We start from the raw sequence: 16,420 nt of genomic DNA on the forward strand, positions 1-16,420 counted from the left end.
AAGGTAAGTGCGTATGAATGTAGAGTAATCTAACACAGGGGAGCCGCTGCGGCTCCCCTTTTCTAACAATAAATAGGGAAAATGAGTATTGTGTTTGAAACTAAATTAGTGGAGTGAATGAATATGGCCGAACATCAGCACGACAAGCAAAATGGACAAATGTTAAGCCGTAAACCTCAAGCGGTTTATTTGCACATTCCTTTTTGCACCAATAAATGTTTTTATTGCGACTTTAATTCGTATGTTCTAAAAGATCAGCCCGTCATGGATTATTTGGTAGCATTAGATCGAGAAATGGAACTAACGGTGCAGCAAACGCCTCCAGGTCAGATCAAGAGTATCTTTGTTGGCGGGGGAACACCTACCGTTCTTAAGCCCGATGAGATGGCCTATTTTTTGAAATCGGTCCGTACACATTTCCCTGATTGGTCAGATGATATCGAATTCTCGATGGAAGCCAATCCAGGAACAACGGATCTAGAGAAGCTAACGGTGATGAGACAAGGCGGTGTAAACCGTGTCAGCTTCGGCGTACAAGCTTTTCAGAATGAACTCCTTTCAGGAATTGGAAGAATTCATAATACAGATGATGTCTATCATAGTCTCGAGAATGCTCGTAAAGCAGGTTTTGATAACATGTCGATTGACCTCATGTTTGGTCTTCCTAACCAGACGCTTGAGATGTTGTCGGAGAGTGTAACGAAGGCTTTAGAACTTAATCTGAATCATTATTCTATATATAGTCTGAAGGTTGAGGAGAACACACTCTTCCATACGATGTATCAGAAGAATCAATTACCTTTACCTCATGAAGATGAAGAGCTTCAGATGTATCTTTTGTTGATGGATCGGATGAAACAAGCAGGTTATAGTCAATATGAGATTAGTAACTTTGCTAAACCAGGGTTTGAGAGTCGTCATAATATAACCTACTGGTTGAACGAGGATTATTATGGTCTTGGTGCAGGTGCACATGGATATGTGGGACGTCAGCGCCATATGAATATCAAAGGTGTAAATCCCTATATAGAAGCTGTGAAGCAAGGACTACCCCGTTTAGATAGTTTTCCTATATCGAAAGAAGAAGCTATGGAAGATTTCTTAATGGTGGGATTACGAGTGATGCAAGGGGTATCCAAAGCCCATTTTGAGGAGCAATTCCAAGATCAGATGGACGTCATATTTGCACCACAGCTAGAAAAAATGTTGAATGCAGGTCTACTTGAGACGACACCTGTGGGTTATCGACTAAGTGAACAAGGAATATTATTCGGAAATGATGTATTTGCTGAATTTGTAGGGTCAATCGTGACAAATTAACGTCTTGAACTTTTATACGTGCTGTTGTATATTTATTCATAATGATGAGCAGCATGTGTAAGGGGGAAGAGGTATGTCGGTGTTATGCAGGAGAGCAGTACCTGAAGATGTTGAACATCTTTTTATAATGATTCAGGGTTATGCTGAAAGAGGAATCATGCTGCCTAGATCACGTAAGGTATTGGAGCAACAGTTGGACCAATTTGTTGTAGCAGAAATACTAGGTGAAGTCATCGGATGTGGTTCACTATGCCGACTTGGGGATGATTTAGTAGAGATCCGTTCACTAGGTATATTGGAAGAATACAAAGGCCGAGGGATCGGTTCCATGCTGGTAGACACCTTACTAGAAGAGGCGAGACAGCAACAGATTCCTAAAGTGATGGCTTTAACATACGAAGTTTCCTTTTTTGTGAAGAATGGGTTCGATGTCGTGGAGAAAGAGATTTTTCCGGAAAAAGTATGGACGGACTGCGTCTTCTGTAGCAAGCAACATTGCTGTGATGAGATAGCCGTTCTTAAGATTCTGGGTTGATTCAGATCATTCATCGTGAACAGAAATCAACTTCAAAGCATGAATAAACACTAATTTTTTTGGTTTTTTATATATAGATAACTAGGTTGGGAAATGACCTTTATTATTCTAGACCACAATGTCGTTAGGAATGAATATGACTAATGATGAGTGGTTTTTTTGTTTTTTATAACCATGTAAAATGAATAAATAACATATTAGCGTCATAAAAGAGTATTTAAGATATTGAACTGACTTGACAACAATTAGGTCAGTTTGGTATTTTTGTATTAGCAGTTAGCACTCATTGCATGCGAGTGCTAACGATAGCGGAATAAGATTGCTGCGAGGAGGAGAAAGAGTTGTTAACTGAACGCCAAAGAATGATTTTAAATGTGATTGTTGACGATTATATCCGTTCTGCCGAACCAGTCGGTTCTCGCAGCATCTCCAAGAGAGCTGATGTTGGATATAGCCCAGCAACAATTCGTAACGAAATGGCTGATTTAGAGGAATTGGGATTTCTTGAACAACCCCATACATCTGCGGGTAGAATACCTTCACATAAGGGGTATCGATATTACGTTGATCATATGACACCTTGGAATTCAATCCAGCCAGCTGAGCTAAATACGATACGAACCTTTTTTGCGGAGAAGTTGAATGCCATGGAGCAAGTTATCCAGGAGTCAGCTACGATCCTTTCGCACATGACGAACTACACATCCATCCTGCTTGGACCCGAAGTCTTTCACACTTCACTACGTCACTTTCAGTTGCTTCCTCTTAATGAGACGACAGCTGTAGCGATTATCGTGACGAGTACGGGACAGGTTGAGAATAAGACAGTTGCAATTCCTCCAGGAGTATCTGTTTCCGAAATGGAGAAAGTGGTAAATCTACTTAATAGTAAATTGGTTAATGTTCCATTGTATAAGTTGAAGTCACGCTTGTATTCTGAACTTGCTGAAGAACTTGAGAGATACACCACCCATTATGAGGAACTTCTGATCGTACTGGATTCTGTATTAGATAGTGAACATGATCATCAAGTGTATCTAAGTGGTACAACGAATATGCTCACGCAACCCGAATTTAAAGACGTTGATAAAGTTAAAGGTATCCTTGATTTACTTGGAGAAACGCCTACACTCATGAAAATGATGGCGCCCACGGCTGGAGAAAGTGGAATTCAAGTAAGAATTGGTACGGAGAATAATCACCAGGCTTTCGCTAATTGTAGTTTAATTACGGCAACTTATTCCTTAGAAGGAGAGTCCTTAGGTACCCTGGGTATATTAGGACCTACTCGAATGGAATATGCCAGAGTGATGAGTATTATGGAGATTATCTCCAAAGATTTGACAACACTATTGTCACATTGGTACAAATAGGGAGTGGTAAAGATGAGCCAAGGACAGCAACCCGCTCGTGAAGGTGAGGAGCGATACGCAACCTTACTGAACAACAGCAATGCGGTCCGTGCCATTACTTCTGCAGTTGAAGGTACACTGGGTCCTAAGGGACTTGATGTGATGCTTGTCGGTGCCAGAGGGGAAGTAATCATTACCAATGATGGCGTCACTATTTTGGACAGAATAGATGTAAGTCATCCTGCTGCAAGCTTGCTTATTCAAGTGGCAAGATCTCAACAAAGAAAAGTGGGAGACGGTACAACCTCGGCAACAGTACTTGCAGGTGCATTAGTACAAGAGGGTGTCGCTCAGATTATGAGAGGTGTTCCAGCTTCCAAAGTTGTCTCAGGCATGCAACAAGGCATTGAATTCGCAATCCAGTCCATGGATCGTCGAAAGAGAATGATTACTGGATTAATGGACCCTTTGGTAGAGAAAACTGCCTATGTTGCAGGTCGAGAACGAAAGAACATTGTGAAGTTAATCATGGAAGCTGCTGTTAAGATAGGTATGGACAGATTAATGGATCCCACATTTAACTTTGCTGGTTGTGTGATCGCAATTGAAAAAGCTAACTATGAAGTATTTGAAGGGTTGTTATTGCGTCAAAAACCTATTCACTTTTTTGGGAATAAGGTTTTTGAAGATACACGTGTATTAGTCCTTCAGGATGCGTTAGAACCCGAAGTTTTAGATGAAGAAGTATTAACAACCGAAGCGGGATTTACCCGATATATGGAATTCCGAGAACAGTTCGGTAGAGAATTACTGAAGTTGACTAAACTAGGTGTGGGTGTGATTTTGCTTGAACGTGGAATTCATCCTGATGCTGAACAGTTTTGTCTCGATCATGGTATACTTGTCATTCAACGCGTAAGTCGTCTTGATCTAAATCGTGTATGTGAGATGACAGGTGCCGTTCCTATACGACGTACTGCTTTACATAAAGATTTAGATCAATTGCAACGTGTACTAGGGATATCACCGCGAGTGTCCTATGATGAAGATCTTCAACGTGTTCGCATGGAAGCAGAAGAAAGCGTTCGAGAAGCTTTTGTTACTGTGATTGTAGGGGCAAGCACGGCTGAAATTGTGGGAGAATCAGCACGGATCGCAGGAGATGCAGCATCTGCCATACAGGCTGCTGTATCAGGAGGCGTGCTACCTGGTGGAGGTACAACGGAGTTGGCTGTTTCCTATGAATTGGAGCGCCACCGGGAAATGGTTACAGGTATGGAAGCTTACGGTATTGAAGCCGTTTCAGCAGCTCTAAGGAAACCAATGTCCCAAATTATGCTGAATGCTGGTTACAATCCTCTTGAGAAATTAGAAGAAGCACGAGCAGCTCAAATTGCTGAAGATTGCGATAGCATGGGAATCGATTGTGATACAGGGCTTGTTATTAATTATGAAACTGAAGGAATTATTGACCCTGCCCTCGTCAAATCCCATGGTCTAAAGGCTGCTGGAGAAGTGGCAACCGCAGTGCTTCGTATTCACAATGTGATTAAGATGAGGGAAGAGGATGGACGGTCAAATATGTAATGTAATACCGTCGTTCTCATTGAACTCGTATAACATAATCAAAATCAATCATTTCATTTAAAGTTTTTTTAAGGAGGTGAAGACATCATGAAAGAAGAACAACAGGATATAAATGCGGTACCGGAAAATACAGATGTAGATACGGAAATCGTCGAAGAAGTAAACGAAGAACAAACGTCTTCGCTAGAACAAGAATCGAATCATACAGCTGAGATAGAACGACTACAAGCCATCGCGGATGAGAATCAGCAACGTGTTTTACGTACACAAGCCGATTTCGATAATTATCGCAAGCGTACGCAGAAAGAGAAAGAAGAATTCGCTAAATATGCATCGACTAAGCTAATTACTGAGCTTCTACCGGTAATGGATAACTTTGAACGAGCTTTTAGCACCGGCGTTGAGGATTTGAATGAGTCCTTCAGCAAAGGAATGAATATGGTTTTTCGCCAACTAGAAGCCGTGCTACAGGCTGAAGGATTGGCTTCTATGGAAAGTGTTGGGCAACCCTTTAACCCTGAATTCCATCAGGCAATTATGCAAGTTGAAAGTGAAGATTATCCAGAAGGCACTGTTGTTGAAGAAATTCAAAAGGGCTATCTGTTGAAGGATAAAGTACTCCGTCCTGCTATGGTTAAAGTAAGTCAATAGATGTTTAATTACATCCATAAATAAGTCAGTTTTTATAAACTACAATAAAAATGATGTCTACTATTTGAAGGAGGAATTTTATAATGAGTAAAGTTATCGGGATTGACTTAGGTACAACGAATTCATGTGTTGCAGTTATGGAAGGCGGCGAAGCCGTAGTTATTCCTAACCCAGAAGGCGCACGTACAACACCATCGGTTGTAGGTTTCAAGAAAGACGGCGAACGTATTGTTGGTGAAACTGCAAAACGTCAATCCATCACTAACCCTGATCGTACGATCATGTCTATCAAACGTCATATCGGTACAGATTATAAAGAAAAAATTGACGATAAAGATTATACAGCTCAAGAGATTTCAGCTATTATCTTGCAAAAGCTAAAATCAGATGCTGAAGCTTACCTTGGACAGACTGTTACACAGGCTGTAATCACGGTTCCAGCTTATTTCAACGATAGTCAACGTCAAGCAACAAAAGATGCTGGTAAAATTGCAGGTCTTGAAGTTTTACGTATTGTCAATGAGCCTACAGCTGCAGCATTAGCATATGGTATGGAAAAAACAGAAGATCACACAATTCTTGTCTATGACCTTGGTGGGGGTACGTTTGACGTATCGATCCTTGAACTTGGCGATGGCTTCTTTGAAGTAAAAGCTACAAGTGGAGATAACCGTCTTGGTGGAGATGACTTTGACCAACTCGTTATTGATTATCTAGTAAGTGAATTCAAAAAAGATCAAGGTATTGATCTAAGTAAAGATAAAGCAGCGGTACAACGTTTGAAAGATGCTGCTGAAAAAGCTAAAAAGGAATTGTCGGGTGTAATGACTACAACAATCTCCTTGCCATTTATTACTGTAGTTGATGGCGTGCCACAACATTTAGAAGTGAACTTAACTCGTGCTAAATTCGACGAATTAACAGCTTCATTGGTTGAGCGTACACTAGGACCTACTCGTCAAGCACTTAGTGATGCAGGTATGACTGCTACTGATATTGACAGAATCGTTCTTGTTGGTGGTTCTACACGTATTCCTGCAGTTCAAGAAGCAATTAAGAAATTGACAGGTAAAGATCCTCATAAAGGTGTTAACCCTGATGAAGTTGTTGCTCTAGGTGCGGCTGTTCAAGCGGGCGTATTGACTGGTGACGTGAAAGACGTAGTTCTTCTTGACGTAACACCATTGTCCCTAGGTATTGAAACTGCAGGTGGTGTATTTACGAAGATGATCGAACGTAATACAACGATCCCTACAAGTAAATCACAAGTATTCTCAACTTATGCAGATAATCAACCAAGTGTTGAGATTCATGTATTGCAAGGTGAGCGCCAAATGGCTGCTGGCAACAAGACACTAGGACGCTTTATGTTAGGTGACATTCCACCAGCACAACGTGGTGTTCCTCAAATTGAAGTTTCATTTGATATTGATGCTAACGGTATTGTTAACGTGTCTGCTACAGATAAAGGAACTAACAAAACTCAGAAGATTACCATTACATCTTCAAGTGGTTTGAGTGATGAAGAAGTTGAACGTATGATGAAGGATGCTGAAGAGCATGCGGAAGAAGATCGTCTACGTAAAGAGTTGATTGAAGCGAAGAACAATGCTGACCAACTTGTATATTCAACTGATAAAGTGATTAAAGACTTAGGTGAGAAGATCGATGCATCTGAAGTTGAGAAAGCAGAAGCAGCAAAAGAAAAAGTGAAGTCTGCTCTTGAAACGGATAACCTTGAAGATATTAACAAGGCTGCGGAAGAGTTAACAGAAATTGTTCAACAATTGTCTATGAAGCTATATGAGCAAGCAGCTGAAGCAGAACAAGGTGCTGAAGGTGAAGCAACAGGCGCTGCTAAGAAGGATAATGTAGTAGATGCTGATTACGAGGTTGTTGACGAAGATAAGAAACAAGAGTAACCTATAGAAAGTTTCCTTCATAAGGTATAGAAGGAGAAAAGGGAAGGTCAAAGCCGGGGGCATCCCGTGCTTTGGCTTTCCCTTTGTTACAATGTTATCATATCTACTTATAAGATAAATAAGATGTTGTGGGGTGGAAGAGTGGCTGAAAAGCGCGATTATTATGATGTGCTGGGCGTTAGTAAGAACGCATCAGATGAAGAGATCAAGAAATCCTATCGTAAACTTGCACGACAATATCATCCAGATGTGAATAAAGCGGATGATGCTGAATCCAAGTTTAAAGAAGTCAAAGAAGCCTATGACGTTCTAAGTGATGGACAGAAGAGAGCTGGGTACGACCAATATGGACATGTAGATCCTAACCAAGGAATGGGCGGAGGAGGTTTCTCCGGCGGCGATTTCGGTGGTATGGGTGATATATTCGATATGTTCTTCGGCGGTGGTGGCGGACGGCGTGACCCGAACGCACCACAACGTGGGAATGATCTACAGTACACGATGACGGTTGAATTTAAAGAAGCTGTATTTGGAAAAGAGAGTGATATTACTATTCCACGTACGGAAACTTGTGATACATGTCATGGATCTGGTGCGAAAGCAGGTACGAAACCTCAGACTTGCCAAGTGTGTCATGGTAGTGGACAAGAAGAAGTGGTACAGAATACGCCATTTGGCCGTATGGTCAATCGTCGTGCATGTTCAACATGTAGTGGTAGCGGTAAAATCATTAAAGAACGCTGCACAAGTTGCCAAGGCCAAGGGAAAGTCAAGAAACAACGTAAAATACATGTCAAGATCCCTGCAGGTGTTGATGATGGAGCTCAACTACGCATGACGGGTGAAGGCGAAAGTGGATTACGTGGTGGACCATCGGGTGATCTATATATTGTTATCCGTGTGAAATCTCATGACTTCTTTGAACGTGAGGGCGACGATATCTATTGTGAGGTCCCATTGACTTTTGCTCAAGCAGCATTGGGTGATGAGGTTGAAATTCCGACGTTAACGGAAAAAGTGAAACTTAAAATACCAGCAGGTACGCAGACGGGTACATTCTTCCGTCTTAGAGGTAAGGGTGTCCCTCGTCTTCGTGGCATCGGTCAAGGTGATCAACATGTTAAAGTTGTGGTTGTTACACCAAGTAATTTGAGCGATGAACAGAAAGATTTACTTCGTCAGATTGCATCCTTAGACGGAGAAAAGACACATGAGCATGAACAGTCTTTCTTTGATCGCGTGAAGAAGGCATTCCGAGGAGATTGATCTTTTAGTAAATCATCTTATATAAGTGCTGTGAAAAGAAAGTTCGTCCGAAAGGATTGAGCTTTCTTTTTTTTTGTCATTTATTAAATACGCATAATTAGAAGAATAGAGCGGTAAGCTACGGGTATGTGATTGTTAGATCCAATAAGATAAAAGTGTAGGTGACATGAGAATATGAGTGAGAGAAATATTCTGGCTTATTTCAAAAGCCCTGAAGAAGCTGATCAGGTATCACGAAAGCTGGAATCGTTACGAGTTGTTGAAATGTCTATCAATCGCTTCAGTGCGTTCCAAGGTAAAGAATTAGATGTTGCTTCTAGCGGAATGAGTGATGGAGGTCTGGGGGAAACGACAGGGTATGATATTCTACTTACAGTTGTGGCAGAGGATAGCTCTTTCGACCAAGCTATAAGAAGTATTGAAGAGGCTGGTGGAAGGGTCTAATAACGATGGAGTTCAATACAGAAAGGGTGAGAAGAATGACTAAATATACGCATGAGAAGAATGTGAAATTGACAAAGACGGAGAAGATTATTGAACTGATGTCGAGGAAACAAGAGGATGTTGAATTCTCAGCACTTGAATCAGATGTAGAAGATGTTGAAGCACTAAGACGAAGTGAAGCAGCAGATAAGAGACAAATAAAGATGATGAATTCCGAAGAGTAAATTCCTCCGTTGTGTTATGGAGTGATAAAGATATGAATATGTTTGTATAAAGGCTATGACGTCTATAGAAAGGACGTCATAGCCTTTTATTATACCTAGGCTTGAAATGTTGAATGAAATTTTGTACACTGATCTCTTTGTATAGTACAATAATAGTTACGCAAAGGTACAAGGGGGATATTTACAACATGTTATTTCATGAATTTACGATACACACCACAGAAGAATCCGTTGAAATGATTTCTAATTTCTTACATGAGGCGGGCGCTGGTGGTGTATCCATTGAAGAATCAGGAACGCTAAATAAAGAACGCGATACGAAATATGGCGAGTTGTATGATACACCACTCAATGACATTCCAGAAGGTCAGGCAGTTATAAAAGGGTATTTCGCTGAAGAGACAGAACTTGACTCCATTATCTTAACGTTGAAACAACGTATTGAGGAGCTGAGTCAGTATGATATCGATACAGGTGATGTGCGGTATGAACATAAAATGGTCAATGAAGATGACTGGACTAATGCTTGGAAGCAATACTTCAAGCCGATACGTGTTTCGAAGAGCTTAACGATTAAGCCAACTTGGGAAGAGTACACTCCTGAATCTGAGGATGAGAAGCTTATTCATTTGGATCCTGGGATGGCTTTTGGAACGGGGACACATCCGACGACTTCTCTTTGTCTACGTACGTTAGAGAATGTCATCAAGGGTGGCGAAGAAATTATCGATGTAGGAACTGGATCGGGTATACTGGCTATCGGATCTATTCTGTTAGGAGCGAAACATGTGTTGGCTCTTGATTTAGATCCTGTGGCAGTTCAGAGTGCACAGGAGAATACGGCCTTTAACGGGATGCAAGACACCATAACAGTGAAAGAAAGTGATCTCCTTTCGGTGTTCACACATCAACTAGAGGGTGTGAATTTAGGAGTGACCGTGCCTGTAAATATGGTCGTTGCCAACATTTTAGCTGAGGTTATTTTATTACTCATTGATGATGTGTACCAAGTGTTAGAACCAGACGGAATTTTTATAACATCCGGAATCTACAAAAATAAAGAACATGTTGTTCAAGAGGCGCTTAAGGAAGCTAATTTTGAAATCATCGATGTGAATCGTGAAGAAGAATGGATTGCCTTTGTGGCTAGAAAGAGGTAAGAATGGATTTTTTAAATGATATACTGGTCTACCCGATTGATCAAATGCCGTTCTTCTTAATTGCCATTGTTCTGGCTTTTACGGTGCATGAGTTCTCTCATGCTTACTTTGCAAATAAGTTTGGAGATCCTACAGCGAAGTTGTTGGGTCGTGTAACGTTAAATCCTGCCGTTCATTTTGATTTATTTGGGATTATATTGTTACTCATTGCTGGGTTTGGTTGGGCTAGACCTGTTCCTGTCAATCGTGATAACTTTGAACGTCCTCGAATCATGAGTATTATCGTATCGTTTGCTGGTCCGTTGAGCAATTTCTTACTTGGTGTCGTAGGGAGTCTTATTTATGCGGGGTTAGTTCAGTTCGGTGTGTTAGATTCAATATCGAATCCGAAATTAGTTGAAGCGATCTATACGCTCTTATTTTTTATTGTTTTTATGAACTTTTTTCTATTTCTATTTAATCTTATACCGCTGCCTCCATTAGATGGTTACCGTATCCTTGAAGATGTTGTTTCTCGTGAAGTGAGAGTGAAGCTTCAGCAAATTGAACAATGGTCTATGTTGATTTTTCTATTGATATTGTTCATTCCAGGACTTCGAGCTTATACGATAACACCACTATATAATGCCGCAATGTGGATGTATAGGAACTTTATACATATGTTCATGGTGGTGTTTGGTGCTTAATTATGTTGGGATAGGATGGGGATAATTCAATGCAACGATATTTCGTATCTGTAGAGCAGTTTAAAGAAAATACAGTTGAAATTAATGGAGAAGATGCACGACACATTTCCAAAGTGATGCGCGGTAAGGTTGGAGATAAGATCATCGTAAGTGATGGTCTATCACGTGAAGCATTAGTCGAACTAGATTCGCTAGAACAAGGGTTAGTTACAGCCACTATTGTTGAACAACTCGACATGCTACAGGAAGCGCAAGTAAAAGTGACTGTGGCACAGAGTCTTCCCAAAGGCGATAAGATGGAGACTGTGATTCAGAAATGTACAGAGATCGGAGCTGTATCTTTTGTACCTTTCCTATCAGAAAGAACGATAGTTCAATATGATTCGAAGAAAGAAGAGAAGCGTCTAGACCGTTGGCGTAAAATTTGCAAAGAAGCTGCTGAGCAGAGTCATCGCAATATTGTACCGACTGTCGAATCTTCATTGACGTGGTCTCAACTGATGAAGTCATTTGCGCAGTATGATGCCGTATTTTTTTGTTATGAGAAGGAACATGGGTTACAGTTACGTGATGCAGTGACACCGTTAATCCAACATGTAGCTGTGGGTAGTACGCCCACAATACTTCTCGTTGTTGGGCCAGAAGGTGGATTTAGTGAAGAGGAATGTCGTAAGGCTGAGGAAGCGGGCGCAACAAGCGTTGGATTGGGGCGTCGCATTTTACGCTGTGAAACCGCGGGCATGGTTGCCCTTTCTTGCATATTATACGATTTTGGTGAAATGGGAGGAGTTTAAGAGATGCCAACCATCGCATTTTATACATTAGGATGCAAAGTCAATTTTTATGATACGGAAGCCATTTGGCAACTTTTTAAGAACGAAGGTTATGAGCAGGTAGATTATGAACAGACAGCGGATGTATATTTAATTAATACGTGCACCGTTACGAATACAGGGGATAAAAAGAGTCGTCAGATCATTCGTCGTGCCGTCCGCCGTAATCCGAACGCGATCATTGCGGTTACTGGATGTTATGCACAGACTTCACCTGCAGAGATTATGGATATTCCGGGTGTTGATCTTGTCATTGGTACGCAAGATCGAGATAAGATTCTTCCTTTTGTAAAACAAATTCAAGAATCCCGTGCGCCCATCAACGCGGTTCATAATATTATGAAAAATCGTGTATTCGAAGAAATGGATGTTCCGGATTTTACCGATCGCACACGTGCTTTCCTGAAGATTCAAGACGGGTGTAATAACTTTTGTACGTTCTGTATTATTCCATGGTCACGTGGATTATCTCGCAGTCGTGATCCCAAGAGCATTATTACGCAGGCACACCAATTGGTTGAAGCCGGTTATAAGGAAATGGTCTTAACGGGAATTCATACGGGTGGTTATGGAGATGATCTTGAACAATACGATTTATCAGATCTATTAATGGATTTAGACAAGGTAGATGGACTAGAACGAATTCGAATTAGTTCCATTGAAGCAAGTCAGATCGATGAGAAGATGCTTGATGTGTTGAATCGTTCTTCGAAGATGTGTCGACATCTTCATATTCCACTTCAAGCTGGCGATGATGCCGTATTGAAACGGATGAGACGTAAATATACTACCGAACAGTTTTATCAAAAAATGGGTTTGATTCGCCAAGCTATGCCTAACGTTGGTATTACAACAGATATTATTGTTGGGTTCCCTGGTGAGAGTGATGAGATGTACCGCAATGGCTATGATCTCATGAAGGCGATCCAGTTCTCTGAAATGCATGTGTTTCCCTATTCTAAGCGCATAGGTACACCTGCTGCTCGTATGGAAGACCAGGTGGATGAAGAGATTAAGAATGAACGAGTTCATCATCTAATAGATCTTTCGGAACAAATGCAACTTCATTATGCGAATCAATTCGTTGGGCAGATTCTTGAGGTAATTCCAGAAGGGATCCGCAAAGGATCGGAGGGTTCAGGTAAGCTTCAGGGATTCAGTGATAACTATTTGCAGCTTGTATTTGATGGCCCTGAAGATCTTCATCGCAAAATCTGTCGCGTTCAAATGATAGAAGCTGGTGTTAACGAATGTAAGGGGAAGTTAATTAACGTACTAAATCATGATCCAGCATTGGCATCTCGGTAAGTACATTCCTTACATAAGGATTAAGATGAAAGGTGGACGAGGATTTCATTTCCAATTAAATGGGAGTGAAATCCTTGTTGCTCTTATTTTTAATAATATGTAACATTGGGGGTCATCATATATGGCACGCAAAGAAATCTCAGCAGGTGGTGTTGTATACAGACAAGAGAATGGGGAACTTCAAATTCAACTCATTCTAGACCGTTATGGTAAAATATCTTTAGCTAAAGGTAAGATGGAGTCTGGAGAGACGATTGAAGAGACTGCGCTACGTGAGATTGAAGAGGAGACTGGCATCCTAGGAAAGGTTGTTTCTCCTGTAGATATTATTGCATATACGTATCAGAATCCTGTTCATGGTGAAGTGAATAAGGAAGTTCATTATTATCTTGTGGAAGCCAAAGGTGGTTATTTGAAACCACAACTAGAGGAGATTAATGAAGTGTCTTGGTATGATTCCCAAGAAGCTTGGAATCGGCAGCAGAAGGATGGATATCGTAACAATGATGCTATACTAAGGAAGGCTCTTTTGTTACTGGGTAAACATGTGTAATTGAGAATGCTAACCTTTAGATAATTTATGATCTATTCTTCTCCATATTGGAAGGTAACATAAAGGAAGTGCAATAAGCGAGCATAGAATGTTGAATATCGTCTGAGAATGGGCAATTTGACTGCCGAAGTCACTGGATAACCACGCGGAAGCTTGATGCAATTGTTGAATAAAGGGCATGAATAAAACGGCTCCCCCAACATTCAGTACAACATGAGTCCAAGCAACAAATTTGCCTGCAGTCGTACTACCTGCTGCAGCAATGACGGCTGTAACGCATGTACCTATATTAGAACCAAGGACGATAGCGATGCCAACCTCTACTGGAAGGGCTCCAGAACTAGCCAATCCCATGGCTAGACCTATGACGGCTGCACTGCTATGTATGAGTGCAGTTAGGCATGCTCCAGCAGCTATTCCCCAGAGAACATTGTGAGAGGCACGTTCGATGAACCAACCAAAGACGCCGTAGGTATCGAGTGTGGGTCCTATGGATTGCATAACACGAATACCGAACATCACCAGTGCAAATCCAGCTACAGCGAGCGAGATGAATTGTATAGGTTCGAATAGGTGTCTGAACCGACGAAGTCTCCATATATTACGATCATTTATGATGACAGCTATAGCCCATATCGTGAGAGATAACAGTAACAATGGTGCAGCAATCTGTCCTAGCTGTAATCCAATTAATTCTGTCGTCAGACAAGTGCCTATGTTACTACCGAGAATAATGCCAAGTGTTCTAGCGTAAGTCAGTAGACCCGCGTTAACAAGCCCCATGGTAAGGACGGTAACGGCTGTACTACTCTGTAGAATGGCCGTAATGATCGTACTGAATCCCATACCTTTGAGAGGGGATGACGTGGCTTTTCTTAGAAAAGAGGTCAAGAATGGCCCTGCCCAGCGTGCAAGAGCGATCTCCATGACTTTCATACCGAACAAAAAAATGGCAAGCCCATATATTATGGGGATGAGAATGGATTGAAACATGGATTGATTCTCCTTTAGTTCTTGTCCTATACATTTATTTATATGTTCATGGCAGGACAGCCATGACAAACATGACAACATGACAGAACCTGTGGCGACAAATCGTATGCGTGCAGGTATATATTAGGGAGTGAAGTATAGTGGCATCCGTTATTCTACATCGTAGTCAAAAGAAAAGATTAGAGCAGGGGCAACCTTGGGTATACAAAAGTGAAATTGCAACCGTTGAAGGTCAACCTGAGAATGGCCAACTGGTAAGTATTCTTAATCATCAGAGACGATATCTTGGGACAGGTTATTATAATCCTGCTTCACAAATCACTGTAAGAGTTGTTTCCTACAATCCAATGGAGTCTATGGACCAAGCCTTTTTTGTAGAACGTTTCTCGAATGCATTACAGCATCGCGAACGTTTCATCAAGGGTGAGACGGCCTATCGTCTAGTCTATGGGGAGGCAGATTTCCTACCGGGTCTAATCGTAGATCGCTTCGGAGATATACTCGTTATTCAATTATTAACGTTGGGTATGGATTTGTGCCGTAATGACATTGTAGCTGCATTGGTACAAGTCATGCAGCCACAGGGCATATATGAACGTAGCGATGTGTCTGTACGTGAGTTAGAAGGAATGGAACAAGTAAAAGGCCCAGTGTATGGGGAATGTCCACGTTATGTAACGGTCCGTGAGAATGGACTCCACATTCGAGTGGATATTGAAGAAGGGCAGAAGACAGGGTACTTCTTCGATCAACGTGAGAATCGTGCTTCGATTGAGCCTTTAATGACAGGTTGGGGTGGAAGAAGTGGCATCACCTTGCAGGATGTTGATCAAGATGGGATCACGCAACAATTACCTGTGAATAAGAGCGGTGGTGTCGTTACATTCCCATACTGGGATGGAGCGACGGTGCTTGAATGTTTCTCACATACGGGAAGTTTCACACTGCATGCTTGCAAATATGGCGCTAAGAAAGTAACCTGTCTGGATATTTCTCAGCATGCTATTGAGAGTGCACAGGAGAATGTGGAATTAAACGGATTCACGGATCGAGTAGAATTTGTTGTGGATGATGCCTTTCAATATCTCCGCACACAAGTTAAAGGTGTCGAAGAACGGGAGAAACGATCCAATACAGGTACAGGCAAGAATAAGATAGATACCTCTAAACCTATGACCCCCGGCGTGGGCCGAACATGGGATGTGGTTATTCTGGATCCACCAGCCTTTGCAAAGTCGAAGAGTGCCGTTAAAGGTGCTTGTCGCGGGTATAAAGATATCAACCTTCACGGAATGAAACTTGTAAACGAAGGTGGATTCCTAGTTACAGCAAGCTGTTCATATCATATGCGTCCGGATTTATTCCTTGAGACTATCCAAGAGGCAGCAATGGATGCGGGCAAGATTCTTCGTTTAATTGAATGGCGTGCCGCAGGTAAAGATCATCCACAGATCCTAGGCGTGGATGAAGGACATTATCTCAAATTCGCAATCTTTGAAGTACGTAGTAAATAATACCAATCCTATAAGCTGTCCATCTAGGATCAAGTGATTTATGGAAACTAGACGGATGTCCTATCCATAGCA

Annotated in this window: 15 protein-coding genes and 1 pseudogene; 15 read left to right on the forward strand and 1 reads right to left on the reverse strand. The window is 41.5% G+C overall.

What is annotated here, in order from left to right; translation table 11 throughout:
- The first annotated feature begins 123 nt into the window (after nucleotides 1–123).
- The 14 genes and pseudogenes from hemW to AC1D69_RS00290 all read left to right on the forward strand — a co-directional run bounded on the left by hemW (nucleotide 124) and on the right by AC1D69_RS00290 (nucleotide 13,841).
- Entirely contained in the window at nucleotides 124–1,320 is a 1,197-nt protein-coding gene (gene hemW / locus AC1D69_RS00225) for a radical SAM family heme chaperone HemW (protein WP_495454154.1), read from the forward strand.
- 53 nt (nucleotides 1,321–1,373) lie between these two features.
- Nucleotides 1,374–1,855: pseudogene (locus tag AC1D69_RS00230) on the forward strand (N-acetyltransferase).
- Nucleotides 1,856–2,196: 341 nt separating this feature from the next.
- Complete coding sequence (gene hrcA, locus AC1D69_RS00235) at nucleotides 2,197–3,228, forward strand: heat-inducible transcriptional repressor HrcA (RefSeq protein ID WP_495454155.1); 1,032 nt, start codon at nucleotides 2,197–2,199, stop codon at nucleotides 3,226–3,228.
- Nucleotides 3,229–3,240: 12 nt separating this feature from the next.
- Nucleotides 3,241–4,794, forward strand: coding sequence for a TCP-1/cpn60 chaperonin family protein (locus AC1D69_RS00240; protein ID WP_495454156.1), 1,554 nt, complete (start codon nucleotides 3,241–3,243; stop codon nucleotides 4,792–4,794).
- An 87-nt stretch (nucleotides 4,795–4,881) separates the two neighbouring features.
- A complete protein-coding gene (gene grpE, locus AC1D69_RS00245; protein ID WP_495454157.1) occupies nucleotides 4,882–5,445 on the forward strand; it encodes a nucleotide exchange factor GrpE in 564 nt (187 codons plus the stop codon).
- 83 nt (nucleotides 5,446–5,528) lie between these two features.
- The gene (gene dnaK / locus AC1D69_RS00250; RefSeq protein ID WP_495454158.1) at nucleotides 5,529–7,367 is read left to right on the forward strand and encodes a molecular chaperone DnaK; all 1,839 of its coding nucleotides are present in this window, start codon (nucleotides 5,529–5,531) and stop codon (nucleotides 7,365–7,367) included.
- A 141-nt stretch (nucleotides 7,368–7,508) separates the two neighbouring features.
- Nucleotides 7,509–8,633 carry a molecular chaperone DnaJ gene (gene dnaJ / locus AC1D69_RS00255; RefSeq protein ID WP_495454159.1) on the forward strand — a complete coding sequence of 375 codons (1,125 nt, stop codon included), beginning with the start codon at nucleotides 7,509–7,511 and terminating at the stop codon, nucleotides 8,631–8,633.
- A gap of 174 nt (nucleotides 8,634–8,807) precedes the next feature.
- On the forward strand, nucleotides 8,808–9,077 hold the full coding sequence (locus tag AC1D69_RS00260; protein WP_495454160.1) for a hypothetical protein: 270 nt from the start codon (nucleotides 8,808–8,810) through the stop codon (nucleotides 9,075–9,077).
- 35 nt (nucleotides 9,078–9,112) lie between these two features.
- Nucleotides 9,113–9,301, forward strand: coding sequence for a YfhD family protein (locus AC1D69_RS00265; protein WP_495454161.1), 189 nt, complete (start codon nucleotides 9,113–9,115; stop codon nucleotides 9,299–9,301).
- A gap of 188 nt (nucleotides 9,302–9,489) precedes the next feature.
- Nucleotides 9,490–10,461 (forward strand): 50S ribosomal protein L11 methyltransferase, encoded by a 972-nt coding sequence (prmA, locus tag AC1D69_RS00270; protein WP_495454162.1) that lies wholly within the window; start codon nucleotides 9,490–9,492, stop codon nucleotides 10,459–10,461.
- A 2-nt stretch (nucleotides 10,462–10,463) separates the two neighbouring features.
- Nucleotides 10,464–11,147 carry a site-2 protease family protein gene (locus tag AC1D69_RS00275; RefSeq protein WP_495454163.1) on the forward strand — a complete coding sequence of 228 codons (684 nt, stop codon included), beginning with the start codon at nucleotides 10,464–10,466 and terminating at the stop codon, nucleotides 11,145–11,147.
- 29 nt (nucleotides 11,148–11,176) lie between these two features.
- A complete protein-coding gene (locus tag AC1D69_RS00280; protein ID WP_495454164.1) occupies nucleotides 11,177–11,941 on the forward strand; it encodes an RsmE family RNA methyltransferase in 765 nt (254 codons plus the stop codon).
- 3 nt (nucleotides 11,942–11,944) lie between these two features.
- Complete coding sequence (gene mtaB / locus AC1D69_RS00285) at nucleotides 11,945–13,288, forward strand: tRNA (N(6)-L-threonylcarbamoyladenosine(37)-C(2))-methylthiotransferase MtaB (protein WP_495454165.1); 1,344 nt, start codon at nucleotides 11,945–11,947, stop codon at nucleotides 13,286–13,288.
- Between the two features lie 121 nt (nucleotides 13,289–13,409).
- The gene (locus AC1D69_RS00290; RefSeq protein ID WP_495454166.1) at nucleotides 13,410–13,841 is read left to right on the forward strand and encodes an NUDIX hydrolase; all 432 of its coding nucleotides are present in this window, start codon (nucleotides 13,410–13,412) and stop codon (nucleotides 13,839–13,841) included.
- Between the two features lie 9 nt (nucleotides 13,842–13,850).
- Here AC1D69_RS00290 and AC1D69_RS00295 read toward each other — a convergent pair whose 3' ends face one another.
- The gene (locus tag AC1D69_RS00295; RefSeq protein ID WP_495454167.1) at nucleotides 13,851–14,834 is read right to left on the reverse strand and encodes a Na/Pi cotransporter family protein; all 984 of its coding nucleotides are present in this window, start codon (nucleotides 14,832–14,834) and stop codon (nucleotides 13,851–13,853) included.
- A gap of 140 nt (nucleotides 14,835–14,974) precedes the next feature.
- Here AC1D69_RS00295 and AC1D69_RS00300 point away from each other — a divergent pair, with 140 nt between their 5' ends.
- Nucleotides 14,975–16,348 (forward strand): class I SAM-dependent rRNA methyltransferase, encoded by a 1,374-nt coding sequence (locus AC1D69_RS00300; RefSeq protein WP_495454168.1) that lies wholly within the window; start codon nucleotides 14,975–14,977, stop codon nucleotides 16,346–16,348.
- Nucleotides 16,349–16,420 lie beyond the last annotated feature (72 nt).

This window comes from Paenibacillus sp. Y301, from assembly GCF_059445505.1.